The following is a 16,763-nucleotide window of genomic DNA, read 5'->3' as shown; positions in this document are numbered from 1 at the left end:
CTTGCCTTCTTACCCCGCTGCGCCGCCTCTATCCGCTTCCTGTTCGTCAGGCCAGCATTTTGCCTCGGGCTTCCTTCAGATTCGCAGTCACCCGCGACACCCTTGCCTCTGGCTAACACTTCCCCTTGCCGGGTGTGTAGAGGACTTTCACCTCCAAGTCACCAGCGAGGCCACCACAGCCAAGCTGGTTGCGCTTACGCGCAACGCGCCATGCCTGGCGCACAAGCAAAAGAGCAGCCGAGGCTGCTCAATCTGTTTTGCCGATTATCCCGCGCACCGCGCGGGAATAACCATTTCAATCAACGTTTCTGGGTCAGGGCGCGGCGTTCAAATTCCACGATCCGCTGACGGTAATGCTCGATCGTCTGGGCGGTCAGTACGCTGCGCTGGTCGTCCTTCAGTTCGCCGTTGAGCTCCTGGGACAATTTGCGCGCCGCTGCCACCATCACATCGAAGGCCTGCTTCGGATGACGCGGGCCTGGCAGCCCCAGGAAGAAACTCACCGCCGGGGTGCTGAAGTGGTCGATGTCGTCCAGGTCGAATACGCCCGGCTTGACCGCGTTGGCCATGGAGAACAGGACTTCACCGTTGCCGGCCATGCTTTCGTGGCGGTGGAAAATATCCATCTCACCGAAACGCAGGCCGCTCTCCAGAATGTTCTGCAACAGCGCCGGGCCCTTGAAGCCGGCAGCGTCGCGGCAGATCACGCTGATCACCAGCACTTCTTCAGCTTGCGGTTGTTCTTTGCCGTTGACCGCTGGCGAAGCCTTGGTGTCATCCGGGAAATCGTCGTCGCGGCTGCTGAAGCTCGGGCCGCCGTCCAGATCCAGGCTGAGGTTCATATCGCCCTGGGAAGGTTCGCCGTGGCCACGCTTGCCGCGCTTGGACCCCGACTCGCGAGGCTCGCGGGCCGGCATGCTCACCGACGGCAGATCCTGCTCGTCCAGTTGCGGCTCTTTATGTGTGTCCAGCACGCGCGGCGGGCCCAGCAGCTCGGCGCTGGTGCTGCCTTCCTCGTCTGGCAGGCTGGACAGACTTCGATCAAGACGGAACTTCAGTTTTCCCTTGCCGCCGCGCATACGGCGCCAGCCATCGAAAAGAATACCGGCAATGACAATAATGCCGATGACGATCAGCCACTCGCGCAGACCGATTTCCATGTAATCCCGTGCCTCTATGAAAAATGCTGAAAAATAAGGGGTTTACAACCTGCAAACCGCTTTAAAACGTGGCGCCAACTCTATGTTCTGACAGGCGTTTTGCCCACGTATACGAAAAATTGACATTAAACTAGCACGACCAAAGGTAACTTTACACCGTCTACCACATTGGCTAGCGCGAATATGTCGATTGGCCAGCAAGTCGAAGCCAGTAAAAGAGTCCTACAAACCGTAAACACCCTTTCCTGCAACCACGACTCAGGCATCCACCATTGCCATCGCCTCCTCGACATCCACCGCCACCAGACGTGAGCAACCGGGTTCATGCATCGTTACCCCCATCAGTTGTTCGGCCATTTCCATGGCGATCTTGTTGTGGGTGATATAGATGAACTGCACTGTCTGTGACATTTCTTTTACCAATCGCGCGTAGCGTCCAACGTTAGCGTCATCCAGCGGCGCGTCAACCTCATCGAGCATGCAGAACGGCGCCGGGTTCAATTTGAAGATCGCAAAAACCAGGGCCAATGCAGTCAGGGCTTTTTCGCCGCCGGAGAGCAAATGGATGGTGCTGTTCTTCTTTCCTGGCGGCTGCGCCATGATTGTTACCCCTGTATCGAGTAGATCTTCGCCCGTCAGTTCCAAATACGCGCGGCCTCCACCGAAAACTTTTGGGAAAAGCGCCTGTAAACCGCCATTGATCTGATCAAAGGTATCCTTGAAACGGTTACGGGTTTCCTTGTCGATCTTGCGAATCACGTTCTCAAGGGTATCGAGCGCTTCCACCAGATCGTCGTTCTGCGCATCCAGATAACGTTTACGTTCCGATTGTTGCTGGTACTCATCGATGGCCGCCAGGTTGATCGCGCCCAGACGCTGAATCCTCGCGGCGATACGCTCGAGTTCTTCCTCGGCCTCTTTCTCGCTGGCCTCTGCAGTCAATGTCGCGAGTACGCCGTGGAGATCGTAGCCGTCTTCCAGCAATTGGTCCTGCAAGGTCTTGCGGCGCACGCTCAGGGCTTGCCATTCCATGCGCTGGGTTTCGAGCTGGCTGCGAATCAACTGGGATTGCTGTTCGGCCTGACTGCGACGCTTTTCGGCGTCGCGCAGTTCGCGGTCGGCGTCTTCGAGGGTGATCTGCGCGGTCTTGAGTTCTTCGTCGACGGTCATGCGCTTGTCGAGCAACTCCTCGAGTTTCAGGCGCAGCTCTTCCAGCGGTGCTTCGCCCTCCTCCAGATTGAGGCTCAGTTGCTCGCGTTTTTCCGTCAGCCGCTCGGACTGCATCTCCAGACGCTCCAGCGCCTGGCGCGTGGAATCGTGCTGCGCCTTGAGCGAGCCCAGACGCACCGCCAACTGGTGGGCGTGATCCTTGTGCTGCCGGGCTTCCTGACGTACCCGGTCAAGACGCTCACGCAGGCTGTCGCGCTGGGCCAACAGCAACTCACGCTGCTCGGTGTCCAGCGCCATGCTGTCGAGGGCTTCCTGCAATTGCAGGCGCGCTTCACCGATGTTTTCGTGCTCCAGGGCCCGCTGCTCGTCCAGCTCGGTGAGCTCTTCGTCGAGGCGGCTACGGCGCAGGGTCAATTGTTCGGCCTTGGCTTTGCCGGCGGACAATTGAGCCTTCAATTCACCTTGCTGGCGTGCTTCGTCCTGCAGCAAACGGCGCAAATGTTCGCGACCGTTTTCCTGCTGACGCTGCTGCGCCCTGAGATTCTGCAGCCGGGTTTCCAGGGTTTCGACGGCGGCTTCGCGCTCTTCACGCTCAAGGCCCAGTTGCTGGATTTCCTGACCGCGAGCGAGCACACCGCTTTCCGCTTCACTGGCCCGACGCACCCGCAGGAAATGCCGTCCAACCCAGTAACCGTCACGACTGATCAGGCTCTGCCCGACGGCCAGTTGACCGCGCAAGGCCAAGGCCTGCTCGAGGCTGTCGACCGGCTTGACCTGCCCCAGCCATGGCGACAGATCGAGCTGCGCCTCGACCTTGTCCAGCAGGCTGCCCGGCACCCGTACGCCATCGCTGGACGGGCTGAGCAAACGCAAATCGCCCTGGGCAAACCCGGACAGATCGAAATCGTTGAAGTCGTCCACCAGCACCGCTTGCAGGTCGGCGCCGAGCACGGTTTCCACCGCCAGCTCCCAACCGGCTTCAACCTTCAGGCCTTCGGCCAGGCGCGGGCGATCCGCAAGATTCTGATCGCGCAGCCATTCGGCGGTGCCGGTGCCCGGATCGAGCGCGGCTTGTTGCAAGGCTTCGAGTGAAGCCAGTCGACCGTTGAGGCGCTGCAAATCGCCCTGGGCCTGCTGTTGCGCCGACAGCGCCTGCTGCAACTCCTGACGCAATTGCTCAAGCTTTTCGACCTGAGCTTCTTCACTGGTCTGCAAATCTTCAAGGGTCGCTTCGGATTCAGCGAGCTGCTCGCTGAGCTCCATGATTGCCGCGTCTTCGGGATCTGCCGAAAGCAAGGCGCGTTCTTCGCCAAGGCGCTTGTGCCGGTCCGCCAGACGTTCCAGGCTGGTTTCCAGCTGCTGGATCCGCGACTGCTGCACTTCGGCCTGACGGCGCGGCTCGGCGGCGGTGAGGTTGAACGTATCCCACTGCTCTTGCCAGCCGTGCATGGTGGTTTCGGATTCTTCCAGCGCGGCAGCGGCCTCTTCGGCGGCGGCGCTGGTGACTTCCTGCTCCGGGGTGAGCATGTCCAGCTCTTCGCCGAGGGTCAGCAGCAGCGTGCGGTCGTGGCCCAGGTGCGATTCGGTTTCCAGGCGTGCGCGCTCGGCCTCTTTCAGGTCGTCCTGCAACTGGCGCAAACGCTGCTGACCGTGCTGGATGCTCTGCTCGACCCGGGCGATGTCGCCACCGACCGAGTAGAAGCGTCCCTGCACCAGATTGAAGCGTTCCGAGAGATCGTGATGCCCGTCGCGCAGGCGCTCGATGCTCGCATCGGCGTTACGTTGCTCGGCGACCAGGGCTTCGAAAGAAACTTCCTGGTTGCCGATGATCGCTTCACGCTGGCCAACCTGATCGTTCAGCGCCTGCCAGCGCAGGGCCGACAGCTGGGCCTTGAGCTGACGCTCCTCGCCCTTGAATTCCTGATACTTCTTGGCGGCCTCGGCCTGGCGATGCAAGCGTTCTAGTTGACGCTCAAGCTCTTCGCGCAGGTCGGTCAGGCGCTCGAGGTTTTCGTGGGTGCGGCGGATGCGGTTTTCCGTCTCTCGCCGGCGCTCCTTGTACTTGGAGATGCCTGCGGCTTCTTCGATGAAGTTACGCAGGTCTTCGGGCTTGGACTCGATCAGCTTGGAAATCATCCCCTGCTCGATGATCGAGTAGCTGCGCGGGCCAAGGCCGGTGCCGAGGAAGATGTCAGTGATGTCGCGGCGGCGGCATTTGGTGCCGTTGAGGTAGTAAGTCGTCTGGCTGTCGCGGGTCACTTTGCGGCGAATGGAAATTTCCGCATAGGCGGCGTACTCGCCAAGCAGTGTCCCGTCGGAGTTGTCGAACACCAGTTCGATGCTCGCCTGGCTCACCGGTTTGCGACTGGTGGAGCCATTGAAGATAACGTCGGTCATCGACTCGCCGCGCAGGTTCTTCGCCGAGCTCTCGCCCATCACCCAACGCACGGCGTCGATGATGTTCGACTTGCCGCAGCCATTGGGCCCGACCACTGCCGCCATGTTACTGGGGAAGTTCACCGTGGTCGGGTCGACGAAGGACTTGAACCCCGCCAGCTTGATGCACTTGAGCCGCACGTTTAAGCGTCCGTCAGGGCAGAAACCACCAGATCGCAACTGCGCTGGGCGTAAGCCGTCAGCACTTCGCGGATCTGCGGAAAGTCACGGGCCAGCACGGCAGCGAGCAAGCGCTCGAACAGTTCCAGGAATTCGCTCATCGACGCTTTGCGCTGGTCCAGCGCGAGGAAATACGCACGGCTCATGGCCGGTTGCAGATTCTCGACGGTTTCCTGCAAGTACGGGTTGTTGGCGAACGGATACGCGGCGCGCATCACATTGAAGCTATCGTCGACGAAGGTGCGGATGTCCTGACGCTCGTAGCTGGCAGTCAGGCGCTGCTGGATCTGCAAGAACGGCGCCATGTCGGCCTGGGTTTTCCAGCCACTGGCCACCGAGTTACCGAGCAGAATGTAGAGCTCGCTCATCAGCGTGCACAGACTCCGCACCTTGTGCGCGGTGAGTTCGGTAACGTGGGCGCCACGTCGCGGCAGGATCGCGATCAGGTGCCGACGCTCGAGGATCAGCAAGGCCTCGCGAACCGAACCACGGCTGACATTGAGGGCCAGCGTGACTTTCTGTTCCTGGATGCGCTCTCCGGGCTTCATTTCGCCGCGAATGATACGTTCGGCGAGGTGGTGAGCGATTTGCTCGGCGAGGCTGTCCGGCGCCTTGAACGTCATGGTTGTCCTTCAAACTCTTCGATCTGTACAAGCGGCGCAGTGTAGCGCAATTGCTGCATCAGGGCGGAGTGCCCGTCCGGAGGTTTTTGGCACGATTCAAGCAAAAAAGCAGGCTATCGAACCAACGACAATAATTAAGGAACAGGTGGTTGATCGACAAATTGCAATTTCCTGACCTTTAAGTCAGAAAATCATTGACCGAAAAGTCAGACCTGCTAAATTCAGTTCCTGTCGGTTAACAACAATAATGAGTCTGCGAGGCCTTCCGTGATCCAGTTTTTACTAAACCAGGAACTCCGTAGCGAGCACGCCCTGGACCCGAACCTGACCGTGCTCAATTATCTGCGCGACCATGTGGGCAAACCCGGTACCAAAGAAGGCTGCGCCAGCGGTGACTGTGGCGCCTGCACCGTGGTGGTCGGCGAGTTGCAAACGGATGATGACGGCCGCGAACACATTCGCTATCGCAGCCTCAACTCGTGCCTGACGTTCGTGTCGTCCCTGCACGGCAAACAGCTCATCAGCGTTGAAGACCTCAAGCACAAGGGTGAACTGCACAGCGTGCAGAAAGCCATGGTCGAGTGCCACGGCTCGCAATGCGGTTTCTGCACCCCCGGTTTCGTGATGTCGCTGTTTGCCCTGCAAAAGAACAGCGATGCACCGGACCATGCCAAGGCCCACGAAGCACTGGCCGGCAATCTGTGCCGCTGCACCGGCTACCGGCCGATCCTGGAAGCCGCCGAGCAGTCCTGCTGCGCCAAGCAGCCGGACCAGTTCGACGCCCGCGAGGCCGACACCATCGCGCGCCTGAAAGCCATTGCCCCGACCGATATCGGCGAACTCAACAGCGGCGACAAACGCTGCCTGGTGCCGCTGACCGTGGCCGACCTGGCCGACCTCTATGACGCCTATCCACAGGCCCGCCTGCTGGCCGGCGGTACCGACCTGGCGCTGGAAGTCACGCAGTTCCACCGCACCCTGCCGGTGATGATCTACGTTGGCAACGTCGCCGAGATGAAGCGCATCGAACGTTTTGACGACCGCCTGGAAATCGGCGCCGCCACGGCCCTGTCCGATTGCTACGAGGCCTTGAACGCCGAGTACCCGGACTTCGGTGAATTGCTGCACCGCTTCGCGTCCTTGCAGATCCGCAATCAGGGCACCCTTGGCGGCAACATCGGCAACGCCTCGCCGATTGGTGACTCACCGCCCCTGCTGATCGCCTTGGGCGCGCAAATCGTGCTGTGCAAGGGCGAAACCCGCCGCACCCTGGCGCTGGAAGATTACTTCATCGATTACCGCGTCACTGCGCGTCAGGAAAGCGAGTTCATCGAGAAGATCATCGTGCCGCGTGCCAGCGCCGAAAAACTGTTCCGTGCCTACAAGATCTCCAAGCGTCTGGACGATGACATTTCGGCGGTGTGCGCCGCCTTCAACATTCGCCTGGAAAACGGTGTAGTCGCTGAAGCCCGCGTCGCCTTTGGTGGCATGGCGGCTATCCCGAAGCGCGCCGCCGCCTGCGAAGCCGCGTTACTCGGTGCGCCGTTCAACAACGCCACCATCGAGCGTGCCTGCGCTGCCCTGGGCGAAGACTTCACGCCGCTCTCGGACTTCCGCGCCAGCAAGGAATATCGCCTGCTCAGCGCGCAGAACCTGCTGCGCAAATACTTCATCGAACTGCAAACACCGCACATCGAGACTCGGGTGACCGCTTATGTCTAATCATCACGCCGTAGAGAAGACCCAAGCCGAATTGGCTGAACTGTTCGCCAAGGACCTGACCACCGGTGTCGGCCGCAGCGTCAAGCACGACAGCGCCGCCAAGCATGTGGCCGGTGAAGCGCAGTACATCGACGATCGCCTGGAGTTTCCGAACCAGTTGCACGTTTATGCGCGCATGTCGGACCGTGCCCACGCCCGGATCATCAGTATCGACACCGCCCCCTGCTACGCCTTCGAAGGCGTGCGCATCGCCATCACCCACGAAGACGTGCCTGGCCTGAAGGACATCGGTCCGTTGCTGCCGGGCGATCCTCTGCTGGCCATCGACACCGTGCAATTCGTCGGTCAACCGGTGGTCGCCGTTGCCGCGAAAGACCTGGAAACCGCGCGTAAAGCGGCCATGGCCGCGATCATCGAATACGAAGACCTCGAGCCCGTGCTGGATGTGGTCGAAGCCCTGCGCAAACGCCACTTCGTACTCGACAGTCACACCCACAAACGCGGCGATTCAGCCACGGCGCTGGCCACTGCCGAACATCGCATCCAGGGCACCCTGCACATCGGTGGCCAGGAGCACTTCTACCTGGAAACCCAGATCTCTTCGGTGATGCCCACCGAAGATGGCGGCATGATCGTCTACTGCTCCACGCAAAACCCCACCGAAGTGCAGAAACTGGTGGCGGAAGTGCTGGACGTGTCGATGAACAAAATCGTCGTCGACATGCGCCGCATGGGCGGCGGTTTCGGCGGCAAGGAAACCCAGGCGGCGAGCCCCGCGTGCCTGTGCGCGGTGATCGCGCACCTCACCGGCCAGCCGACCAAGATGCGCCTGCCGCGGGTCGAAGACATGCTGATGACCGGCAAGCGTCACCCGTTCTATGTCGAGTATGACGTCGGCTTCGACAGCACCGGCCGCCTGCACGGCATCAACCTGGAACTGGCCGGCAACTGCGGTTGCTCCCCTGACCTGTCGGCGTCGATCGTCGACCGGGCGATGTTCCACTCGGACAACTCGTACTACCTGGGCGATGCGACCATCAACGGTCATCGCTGCAAGACCAACACCGCATCGAACACCGCCTACCGTGGGTTCGGCGGCCCGCAAGGCATGGTCGCCATCGAAGAAGTGATGGACGCCATCGCCCGGCACCTGGCCCTGGATCCGTTGGCGGTGCGCAAGGCCAACTACTACGGCAAGACCGAGCGCAACGTCACCCACTACTACCAGACTGTCGAGCACAACATGCTCGAAGAGATGACCGCGGAACTTGAAGAAAGCAGCCAGTACGCCGAGCGTCGCGAAGCGATCCGTCGCTACAACGCCAACAGCCCGATCCTGAAAAAAGGCCTGGCGCTGACCCCGGTGAAATTCGGCATTTCCTTCACCGCGAGTTTCCTCAACCAGGCAGGAGCACTGGTGCACGTCTACACCGACGGCAGCATCCACCTCAACCACGGCGGCACCGAAATGGGCCAGGGCCTGAACACCAAGGTCGCGCAGGTCGTGGCCGAAGTGTTCCAGGTGGAAATGGACCGCGTGCAGATCACCGCGACCAACACCGACAAAGTGCCGAACACCTCGCCGACCGCCGCTTCCAGCGGTGCCGACCTGAACGGCAAGGCCGCGCAGAACGCTGCCGAAACCATCAAGCAACGCTTGGTGGAATTCGCCGCTCGCCAATACAAGGTCAGCGAAGAAGACGTGGAATTCCACAACGGCCACGTGCGGGTTCGCGATCACATCCTGACCTTCGAAGCACTGATTCAGCAGGCGTATTTCGCCCAGGTGTCGCTGTCGAGCACCGGCTTCTACAAGACCCCGAAAATCTACTACGACCGCAGCCAGGCCCGTGGCCGGCCGTTCTACTACTTCGCCTTCGGCGCGGCGTGCTGCGAAGTGCTGGTCGATACCCTGACCGGCGAATACAAGATGCTGCGCACCGATATCCTCCACGACGTCGGCGCCTCGCTGAACCCGGCCATCGACATCGGTCAGGTCGAGGGCGGTTTCATCCAGGGCATGGGCTGGCTGACCATGGAAGAGCTGGTGTGGAACAACAAGGGCAAGCTGATGACCAATGGCCCGGCCAGCTACAAGATCCCGGCCGTGGCGGACATGCCGCTGGACCTGCGGGTGAAGCTGGTGGAAAACCGCAAGAACCCGGAAGACACGGTGTTCCATTCCAAGGCTGTGGGCGAGCCGCCGTTCATGCTCGGCATTGCCTCGTGGTGTGCGATCAAGGACGCGGTGGCAAGCCTGGGCGATTACAAGCATCAACCGAAAATCGACGCACCGGCGACTCCGGAGCGGGTGTTGTGGGGTTGTGAGCAGATGCGCCAGTTGAAGGCGGCGAAGGCTGTCGAAGCCGAGACCGAGTTGGCTTCGCTCTAAGACCGAGGTGCGGCTATCGCGAGCAAGCTCGCTCCCACAGGGTTATGTGCTGACTGATGGACCTGTACAAATCCAATGTGGGAGCGAGCTTGCTCGCGATGGCGGACTAACAGACACACAGATGTCGAGGTGAACATGTACAACTGGATCGACGCCCTCGCCGACCTGCAAAACCGGGGTGAGCCCTGCGTGCTGGTCACTATCATCGAAGAGCTCGGCTCGACGCCGCGCAACGCTGGCTCGAAGATGGTCATCAGCGCGAACCAGAGCTTCGACACCATCGGTGGCGGGCACCTGGAATACAAGGCCATGAAGATCGCCCGCGAGATGCTCGCCAGCGGCAAGCAGGACACGCATCTGGAGCGCTTCAGCCTCGGCGCCAGCCTGGGCCAATGCTGCGGTGGTGCGACGGTATTGCTGTTCGAACCGATGGGCCAGGTGCAGGCGCAGATCGCCGTGTTCGGTGCCGGCCACGTGGGCCGCGCACTGGTGCCACTGCTCGCTGGCCTGCCCTGCCGGGTGCGCTGGATCGACTCGCGGGAGGAAGAATTCCCCGAGCAGATCCCCCACGGTGTGCGCAAGATCGTCAGCGAAGAACCGGTGGATGAAATCGATGACCTGCCCGCCGGCAGCTATTGCATCGTGATGACCCACAACCATCAACTCGACCTCGAACTGACCGCTGCGATCCTCAAGCGCAACGACTTCGCCTACTTCGGTCTGATCGGCTCGAAGACCAAACGCGTGAAGTTCGAACATCGCCTGCGCGACCGCGGTTTCGACAGCAGCGTTGTGCAACGCATGCGCTGCCCGATGGGCATCGGCGAAGTCAAAGGCAAATTGCCTGTGGAAATCGCCATCTCCATCGCCGGCGAAATCATCGCCACCTATAACGCGAACTTCGGGCAGCACACCGCCAGCGCCGGATCGATTGCCAAACTGCTGCCTGCGTCACGCCGCAGCCAAGCGTCGAACTAAAGAGCCACCATTTGAGAACGCCCATGCCACTGACTCGCAAAGCCTACCGCGCCGCCATCCTGCACAGCATCGCCGACCCCGCCATCGTGGGCATCGAAGCCTCCTACGAGTATTTCGAAGACGGCTTGCTGGTTGTGGATAACGGCCAAATCAGCGCCCTCGGCCACGCCAGCGAATTGCTGCCGACCCTGCCGGCTGACGTCGAAATCACCCACTACCAGGATGCACTGATCACTCCAGGTTTCATCGACACCCATATCCACCTGCCGCAAACCGGCATGGTCGGTGCCTACGGCGAGCAATTGCTGGACTGGCTCAACACCTACACCTTCCCGTGCGAAAGCCAGTTCGCCAACAAAGCCCATGCCGATGAAGTCGCGGAGATTTTCATCAAGGAACTGCTGCGCAACGGCACCACCACTGCGCTGGTATTCGGCAGCGTGCATCCGCAATCGGTGAACTCGTTCTTCGAAGCCGCCGAGCAGTTGGACCTGCGGATGATCGCCGGCAAGGTGATGATGGACCGCAACGCCCCGGACTACCTGACCGACACCGCCGAATCCAGCTACGTACAAAGCAAGGCGCTGATCGAGCGCTGGCACGGCAAGGGTCGCCTGCACTACGCGGTCACCCCACGCTTCGCACCGACCAGCACTCCGGAACAGCTAACCCTGGCCGGCCAATTGCTGACCGAATACCCGGATCTGTACATGCAGACCCACATCAGCGAAAACCTCAAGGAAATCGAGTGGGTCAACGCGCTGTTCCCGGAGCGCAAGGGTTACCTGGACGTCTACGATCACTACCAGTTGCTCGGCGAGCGCTCGGTATTCGCCCACGGTGTGCATCTGTGCGATGACGAGTGCGCGCGACTGGCGGAAACCGGTTCAGCCATCTCGTTCTGCCCGACCTCGAACTTCTTCCTCGGCAGCGGCCTGTTCAACCTGCCGATGGCCGAGAAGCACAAGCTCAATGTCGGCATCGGCACCGATGTGGGCGGCGGCACCAGTTTCTCGCTGCTGCAAACCCTCAACGAAGCCTACAAGGTCATGCAGCTGCAAGGTGCACGCCTGAGCCCCTTCAAGTCGCTGTACCTGGCGACCCTCGGCGGCGCCCGTGCACTGCGCCTGGAAGACAAGATCGGCAACCTGCAACCGGGCACCGACGCCGACTTCCTCGTGCTGGACTACAACGCCACGCCGCTGCTGGGCTATCGCCTGAAGCAGGCCAATAACATCGCCGAGACGTTGTTTGTGTTGATGACGCTGGGTGATGACCGGACTGTGCTGCAGACTTATGCGGCGGGGAATCTGGTGCATCAGCGCTAAAAGTTTGCGCCCATAAAAAATCCCCCGTCGCTGTACAGCCCGGGGGATTTTTATTGCCTGTCAGATCGTCATCGCGAGCAGGCTCGCTCCCACAGTTGATCTTCAGTGATCACAAATTTCGCATTCGACACAAAACCCTGTGGGAGCCAGCCTGCTGGCGATAGGCGCGACGCGGTCTATCAGAGTTTCGCGGTCGACCGCCCTGGCTTCTTGGTCTGCAACAAATGCGAGAACACCGCATGCAGATCATCCGAAGCACTTTCTTCGTCGAGGTTGAGCTTGCTGTCGATGTGATCCATGTGGTGCATCATCAGGTCGACCGCCAGTTCAGCGTCGCGTTTTTCGATGGCGTCGATCAACTGGGTGTGCTCGTCGTAGGAGCAGTGGGAGCGGTTGCCGCTTTCGTACTGGGCGATGATCAGCGAAGTCTGGGACACCAGGCTGCGCTGGAAACTGATCAACGGGGCGTTTTTCGCCGCTTCGGCCAGTTTCAGGTGGAATTCGCCCGACAGGCGGATGCCGGCACCACGGTCGCCACGGGAAAAGCTGTCGCGCTCGTCGTTGACCATCTGGCGCAGTTCGGCGATCTGCTCGGCGGTGGCGTGCTGCACCGCAAGCTCAGTGATCGCGCGCTCGACCAGACGCCGGGCCATGAACACCTGGCGCGCCTCCTCGACACTCGGACTGGCGACGACGGCACCGCGGTTCGGACGCAACAGCACCACGCCTTCATGGGCCAGGCGCGACAAGGCGCGGCGAATGATGGTGCGGCTGACCCCGAAAATTTCCCCCAGCGCTTCTTCGCTCAACTTGGTGCCGGGCGCCAGGCGCTGTTCGAGGATGGCCTCGAAGATATGCGCGTAGACAATATCGTCCTGGGTGCCGCTACGGCCGGCTTTGCCTGCTCGCGGTTGTTTCTTTAGGGGTTGCAACTGTTCGTTCATGGGCACTCGAGTCGGAAGAACTGCGGCGAATTGACGGTGACTGTATTACGGCACGGTGGGTCGCTGGCAAGTATCGCGTAAATAACACTGTGATTGTACACAATGGTTAGTGCCAACACGACTGTACGGCTGAATGTTGCTACGGCTGTATTGCAACGTCTGGTTACTTTTGAGTTTAGGCTTGTTCGTAGAATCCGCCTTTGTAACGCGATCCCTGTGGGAGCGAGCTTGCTCCGGGCGGCGTTCCGACGATGGCGGCGTCACATTCAGCACTCCTGTTGGCTGATCCACCGCTATCGCGAGCAAGCTCGCTCCCACAGGGGTTCAGACGTTGCCGCGGACATCTTCATTTGTAAAAGGAACACCATCCGTCATGAACGACGCCACCCAAACGCAGCTCCGCCCGTTGGCCGACACCTCGCCCTCGGCCATCGTCGCCGGATTCATCGCCATGATGACCGGCTACACCAGCTCCCTGGTGCTGATGTTTCAGGCCGGGCAAGCGGCGGGCCTGAGCAGCGGGCAGATTTCTTCGTGGATCTGGGCCATCTCGATCGGTATGGCGGTGTGCTCCATTGGCCTGTCCCTGCGCTATCGCACGCCGATAACCATTGCCTGGTCGACCCCCGGCGCCGCGCTGCTGATCACCAGCCTGGGCGGCGTGAGCTACGGCGAAGCCATTGGTGCCTATATTACCTGCGCGGTGCTGGTGACGATTTGCGGGCTGACCGGCAGCTTCGAACGGCTGATGAAAAAGATTCCCGCATCCCTGGCCGCCGCCCTACTGGCGGGGATCCTGTTCAAGATCGGCAGCGAGATTTTCGTCGCAGCGCAACACCGCACCGCCCTGGTACTGGGGATGTTTGTCACTTATCTGGTGGTCAAGCGCCTGTCGCCACGCTATTCGGTGTTGGCAGCATTGCTGATCGGCACGGCATTGTCAGGCTTCATGGGGCTGCTGGACTTCAGCGGTTTTCACCTGGAGGTGGCGACGCCGGTCTGGACCACGCCGCACTTCTCCCTGGCCGCGACCATCAGCATTGGCATCCCGCTGTTTGTCGTCGCCATGACCTCACAAAACATGCCCGGTATCGCCGTATTGCGCGCCGATGGCTACACGGTGCCTGCCTCGCCGCTGATCACCACCACCGGCATCGCCAGTTTGCTGCTGGCACCGTTCGGCTCCCACGGGATCAACCTGGCGGCGATCAGCGCAGCGATCTGCACCGGACCGCACGCCCATGAGGATCGCCACAAGCGCTACACCGCAGCCGTCTGGTGCGGGATTTTCTACGGGATCGCCGGGGTGTTCGGCGCGACGCTCGCGGCATTGTTTGCCGCGCTGCCCAAGGAGCTGGTGCTGTCGATTGCGGCGCTGGCGCTGTTCGGCTCGATCATCAACGGCTTGAGCATCGCCATGAGCGAAGTGAAGGAACGTGAAGCAGCGTTGATCACCTTCATGGTCACGGCATCGGGGCTGACGCTGTTTTCCATCGGTTCGGCGTTCTGGGGGATTGTCGCGGGGGTGGTGACTCTGCTGATCCTGACCTGTAGGAGCGAGCCTGCTCGCGATGGTCGTCAACGATAACGCTGGAAACCTGAGACCCCGCAGCGCTCTCAGGTTCATCGCGAGCAAGCTCGCTCCTACAAAAAAAGCAAAAAAAACGGCGACCCTTGAGTCGCCGTTTTTTACTGGAACATCAAGCTACCGGATTGATCGGCTTTTCCGGGTACCAGACGTCCAGCAGCGGGCTGACTTCAACGCTGGTCAGCTCGGTGCGGCCTTTGAGCCAGGCTTCAACGGCAGCGCGCTGTTCAGCGCTGACCGAGCCACGCTTCTGCAGGCAAACCAGACCGTAGTCGTCGCCGCCAACATAACCCAGACCGTTGGCTTCCATGGCTTCTTTGAGGAACGCATCGAGGAAAGCATCAATGGCTTCATCAGCCAAATCTTCTTTGAAATCCAGGTTCAGTTCGAAACCCAGCTCTTGAAATTCATCGACGCACAGTTTTTTGCGCAGACGCTGGGAACGGTTAGTCGCCATTGAAACAATCCTCTTAAGTAATAACGGCCGGCACTTTAGCAGTTTAAGCCGCCGATTGCCTGACTCTCTGGGCCACGATGCCTACCGTCGGTAAAAAAATAGCCGATCAGACAGCCCGCGCACGGCACAAGCTGTGACACCTTGGGGCATAATGCCGACACTTTCATGACCATTGAGGGAATTTATCTCCATGCCCTCATCTTTTTTCCCCTCGACTGTAGGGTTTTATTTCAGATGATCAGATCTTTGCGTCCATTGCTGTTGGCCGGTTTTCTTCTCCCCCTGGCCCTCTCCGTTTCCGCCGCTCCAATCAATACCGCGTTGTCGCCCAACGTTGAAAAAGCCCTGAAAGCCAGCAAGTTGCAGGACAACGCCCTGTCGCTGGTGATGATCCCGCTCACCGGCCCCGGCACCCCGACAGTGTTCAACGCCGACGTGTCGGTCAACCCGGCGTCGACCATGAAACTGGTCACCACCTACGCAGCCCTGGAAATGCTCGGGCCGAACCACCAGTGGAAAACCGAGTTCTACACCGACGGCACCTTGAGTGGCGGCATTCTCAACGGCAACCTCTACCTCAAGGGTGGCGGCGATCCGAAGCTGAACATGGAAAAACTCTGGTTGCTGATGCGCGACCTGCGTGCCAACGGTGTCACCCAGGTCACTGGCGACCTGGTGCTGGATAAAACCTTCTTCGTGCAACCGCAATTGCCGGAGTTCAATGACGACGGCAACGACGAGAACAAACCGTTCCTGGTCAAACCCGATTCGCTGCTGGTCAACCTCAAGGCGCTGCGCTTCGTCGCGCGCAATGACTCGGGCAAGGTGCTGATCTCGGTGGAACCGCCGATTGCGACCATCCGTATCGACAACCAGGTCAAGGCCCTCAATTCCAAACAGTGCACCGGCGGCGTGCGCTACAACCCGGTGGCACAGGCCGACGGCAGCATGACCGTGACGGTCGGCGGTCAGCTGGGTGAAGGCTGCAGCTCGCAGACTTACCTGTCGCTGCTCGACCACGCGACCTACACCGCTGGCGCCGTCCGCGCGATCTGGAAGGAACTGGGTGGCAGCATTCAGGGCAAGGATGTGCTGGCGCCAACACCGAAAGACGCCAAGGTCCTGGCCCGGGCGTTTTCGCCAGACCTGGCGGAAATCATCCGCGACATCAACAAGTACAGTAACAACACCATGGCCCAGCAGTTGTTCCTGAGCCTGGGCCAACGCTTCCGCACCGATGCCGATGGTGACGACGCCAAGGCCGCCCAGCGCGTCGTGCGTCAGTGGCTGGCGAAAAAGGGCATCACCGCACCGCATCTGGTAATGGAGAACGGCTCCGGCCTGTCCCGTGCCGAGCGCGTCAGCGCCCGGGAAATGGCCTCGATGCTCGAAGCTGCGTGGCACAGCCCGTATGCCGCCGAGTACATCAGTTCGATGCCGATTGCCGGCACCGACGGCACCATGCGCAAGCGCCTGAAGACCACTGCGATGCGCGGTGAAGCCCACGTCAAGACCGGCACCCTGAACACTGTGCGGGCGATCGCCGGTTTCAGTCGCGACGTCAACGGCAACACCTGGGTGGTGGTGGCGATCCTCAACGACAAGGCCCCGTTTGGCGCCTCTTCGGTGCTCGATCAGGTGCTGCTCGACCTGTACCGCCAACCGAAACTGCCGCAGACGGCTTCGGTGTTGTAACCCGGCCCCTGAGAACTACAGAGATCCACTGTGGGAGCGAGCTTGCTCGCGATGACGGAGTGTCAGTCACATTAATACTGACTGAACTGT

Annotated in this window: 11 protein-coding genes; 6 read left to right on the top strand and 5 right to left on the bottom strand. The window is 60.6% G+C overall.

Going from position 1 to position 16,763, the window contains the following annotated elements; all coding sequences use genetic code 11:
* Window positions 1–299 precede the first annotated feature (299 nt).
* The 3 genes from zipA to AC1DRN_RS10845 form a co-directional block, all read right to left on the bottom strand.
* Window positions 300–1,160 (bottom strand): cell division protein ZipA, encoded by an 861-nt coding sequence (zipA, locus tag AC1DRN_RS10855; RefSeq protein ID WP_223462912.1) that lies wholly within the window; start codon window positions 1,158–1,160, stop codon window positions 300–302.
* A 258-nt stretch (window positions 1,161–1,418) separates the two neighbouring features.
* The gene (gene smc, locus AC1DRN_RS10850) at window positions 1,419–4,907 is read right to left on the bottom strand and encodes a chromosome segregation protein SMC (RefSeq protein ID WP_223462913.1); all 3,489 of its coding nucleotides are present in this window, start codon (window positions 4,905–4,907) and stop codon (window positions 1,419–1,421) included.
* Between the two features lie 2 nt (window positions 4,908–4,909).
* Complete coding sequence (locus AC1DRN_RS10845; RefSeq protein WP_223462914.1) at window positions 4,910–5,569, bottom strand: GntR family transcriptional regulator; 660 nt, start codon at window positions 5,567–5,569, stop codon at window positions 4,910–4,912.
* A gap of 267 nt (window positions 5,570–5,836) precedes the next feature.
* Here AC1DRN_RS10845 and xdhA point away from each other — a divergent pair, with 267 nt between their 5' ends.
* From xdhA to guaD, 4 genes are all read left to right on the top strand, one after another.
* Entirely contained in the window at window positions 5,837–7,291 is a 1,455-nt protein-coding gene (xdhA, locus tag AC1DRN_RS10840; RefSeq protein ID WP_223462915.1) for a xanthine dehydrogenase small subunit, read from the top strand.
* The gene (xdhB, locus tag AC1DRN_RS10835; RefSeq protein WP_223462916.1) at window positions 7,284–9,683 is read left to right on the top strand and encodes a xanthine dehydrogenase molybdopterin binding subunit; all 2,400 of its coding nucleotides are present in this window, start codon (window positions 7,284–7,286) and stop codon (window positions 9,681–9,683) included. Before xdhA ends, xdhB begins: the two co-directional genes overlap by 8 nt.
* A 135-nt stretch (window positions 9,684–9,818) precedes the next feature.
* Window positions 9,819–10,661 carry a xanthine dehydrogenase accessory protein XdhC gene (xdhC, locus tag AC1DRN_RS10830; protein WP_223462917.1) on the top strand — a complete coding sequence of 281 codons (843 nt, stop codon included), beginning with the start codon at window positions 9,819–9,821 and terminating at the stop codon, window positions 10,659–10,661.
* A gap of 23 nt (window positions 10,662–10,684) precedes the next feature.
* Window positions 10,685–11,989, top strand: coding sequence for a guanine deaminase (gene guaD, locus AC1DRN_RS10825; protein ID WP_223462918.1), 1,305 nt, complete (start codon window positions 10,685–10,687; stop codon window positions 11,987–11,989).
* A gap of 179 nt (window positions 11,990–12,168) precedes the next feature.
* On the opposite strand, the gene AC1DRN_RS10820 is transcribed toward guaD, so the two are convergent.
* Complete coding sequence (locus AC1DRN_RS10820) at window positions 12,169–12,933, bottom strand: GntR family transcriptional regulator (RefSeq protein ID WP_007993504.1); 765 nt, start codon at window positions 12,931–12,933, stop codon at window positions 12,169–12,171.
* Between the two features lie 373 nt (window positions 12,934–13,306).
* On the opposite strand from AC1DRN_RS10820, the gene AC1DRN_RS10815 reads away from it, so the two are divergent.
* Window positions 13,307–14,521, top strand: a complete 1,215-nt coding sequence (locus tag AC1DRN_RS10815; protein ID WP_223462919.1) for a benzoate/H(+) symporter BenE family transporter — start codon at window positions 13,307–13,309, stop codon at window positions 14,519–14,521.
* A 112-nt stretch (window positions 14,522–14,633) separates the two neighbouring features.
* Here the strand turns inward: AC1DRN_RS10815 and AC1DRN_RS10810 are convergent, their stop codons facing one another.
* A complete protein-coding gene (locus AC1DRN_RS10810) occupies window positions 14,634–14,978 on the bottom strand; it encodes a YggL family protein (RefSeq protein WP_007971486.1) in 345 nt (114 codons plus the stop codon).
* Window positions 14,979–15,212: 234 nt separating this feature from the next.
* On the opposite strand from AC1DRN_RS10810, the gene dacB reads away from it, so the two are divergent.
* Window positions 15,213–16,673 (top strand): D-alanyl-D-alanine carboxypeptidase/D-alanyl-D-alanine endopeptidase, encoded by a 1,461-nt coding sequence (gene dacB, locus AC1DRN_RS10805; protein WP_223462920.1) that lies wholly within the window; start codon window positions 15,213–15,215, stop codon window positions 16,671–16,673.
* The last annotated feature ends 90 nt before the right edge of the window (window positions 16,674–16,763 follow it).

This window comes from Pseudomonas sp. P5_B3, from assembly GCF_056400405.1.
This window is presented reverse-complemented; position numbering and strand designations above follow the sequence as displayed.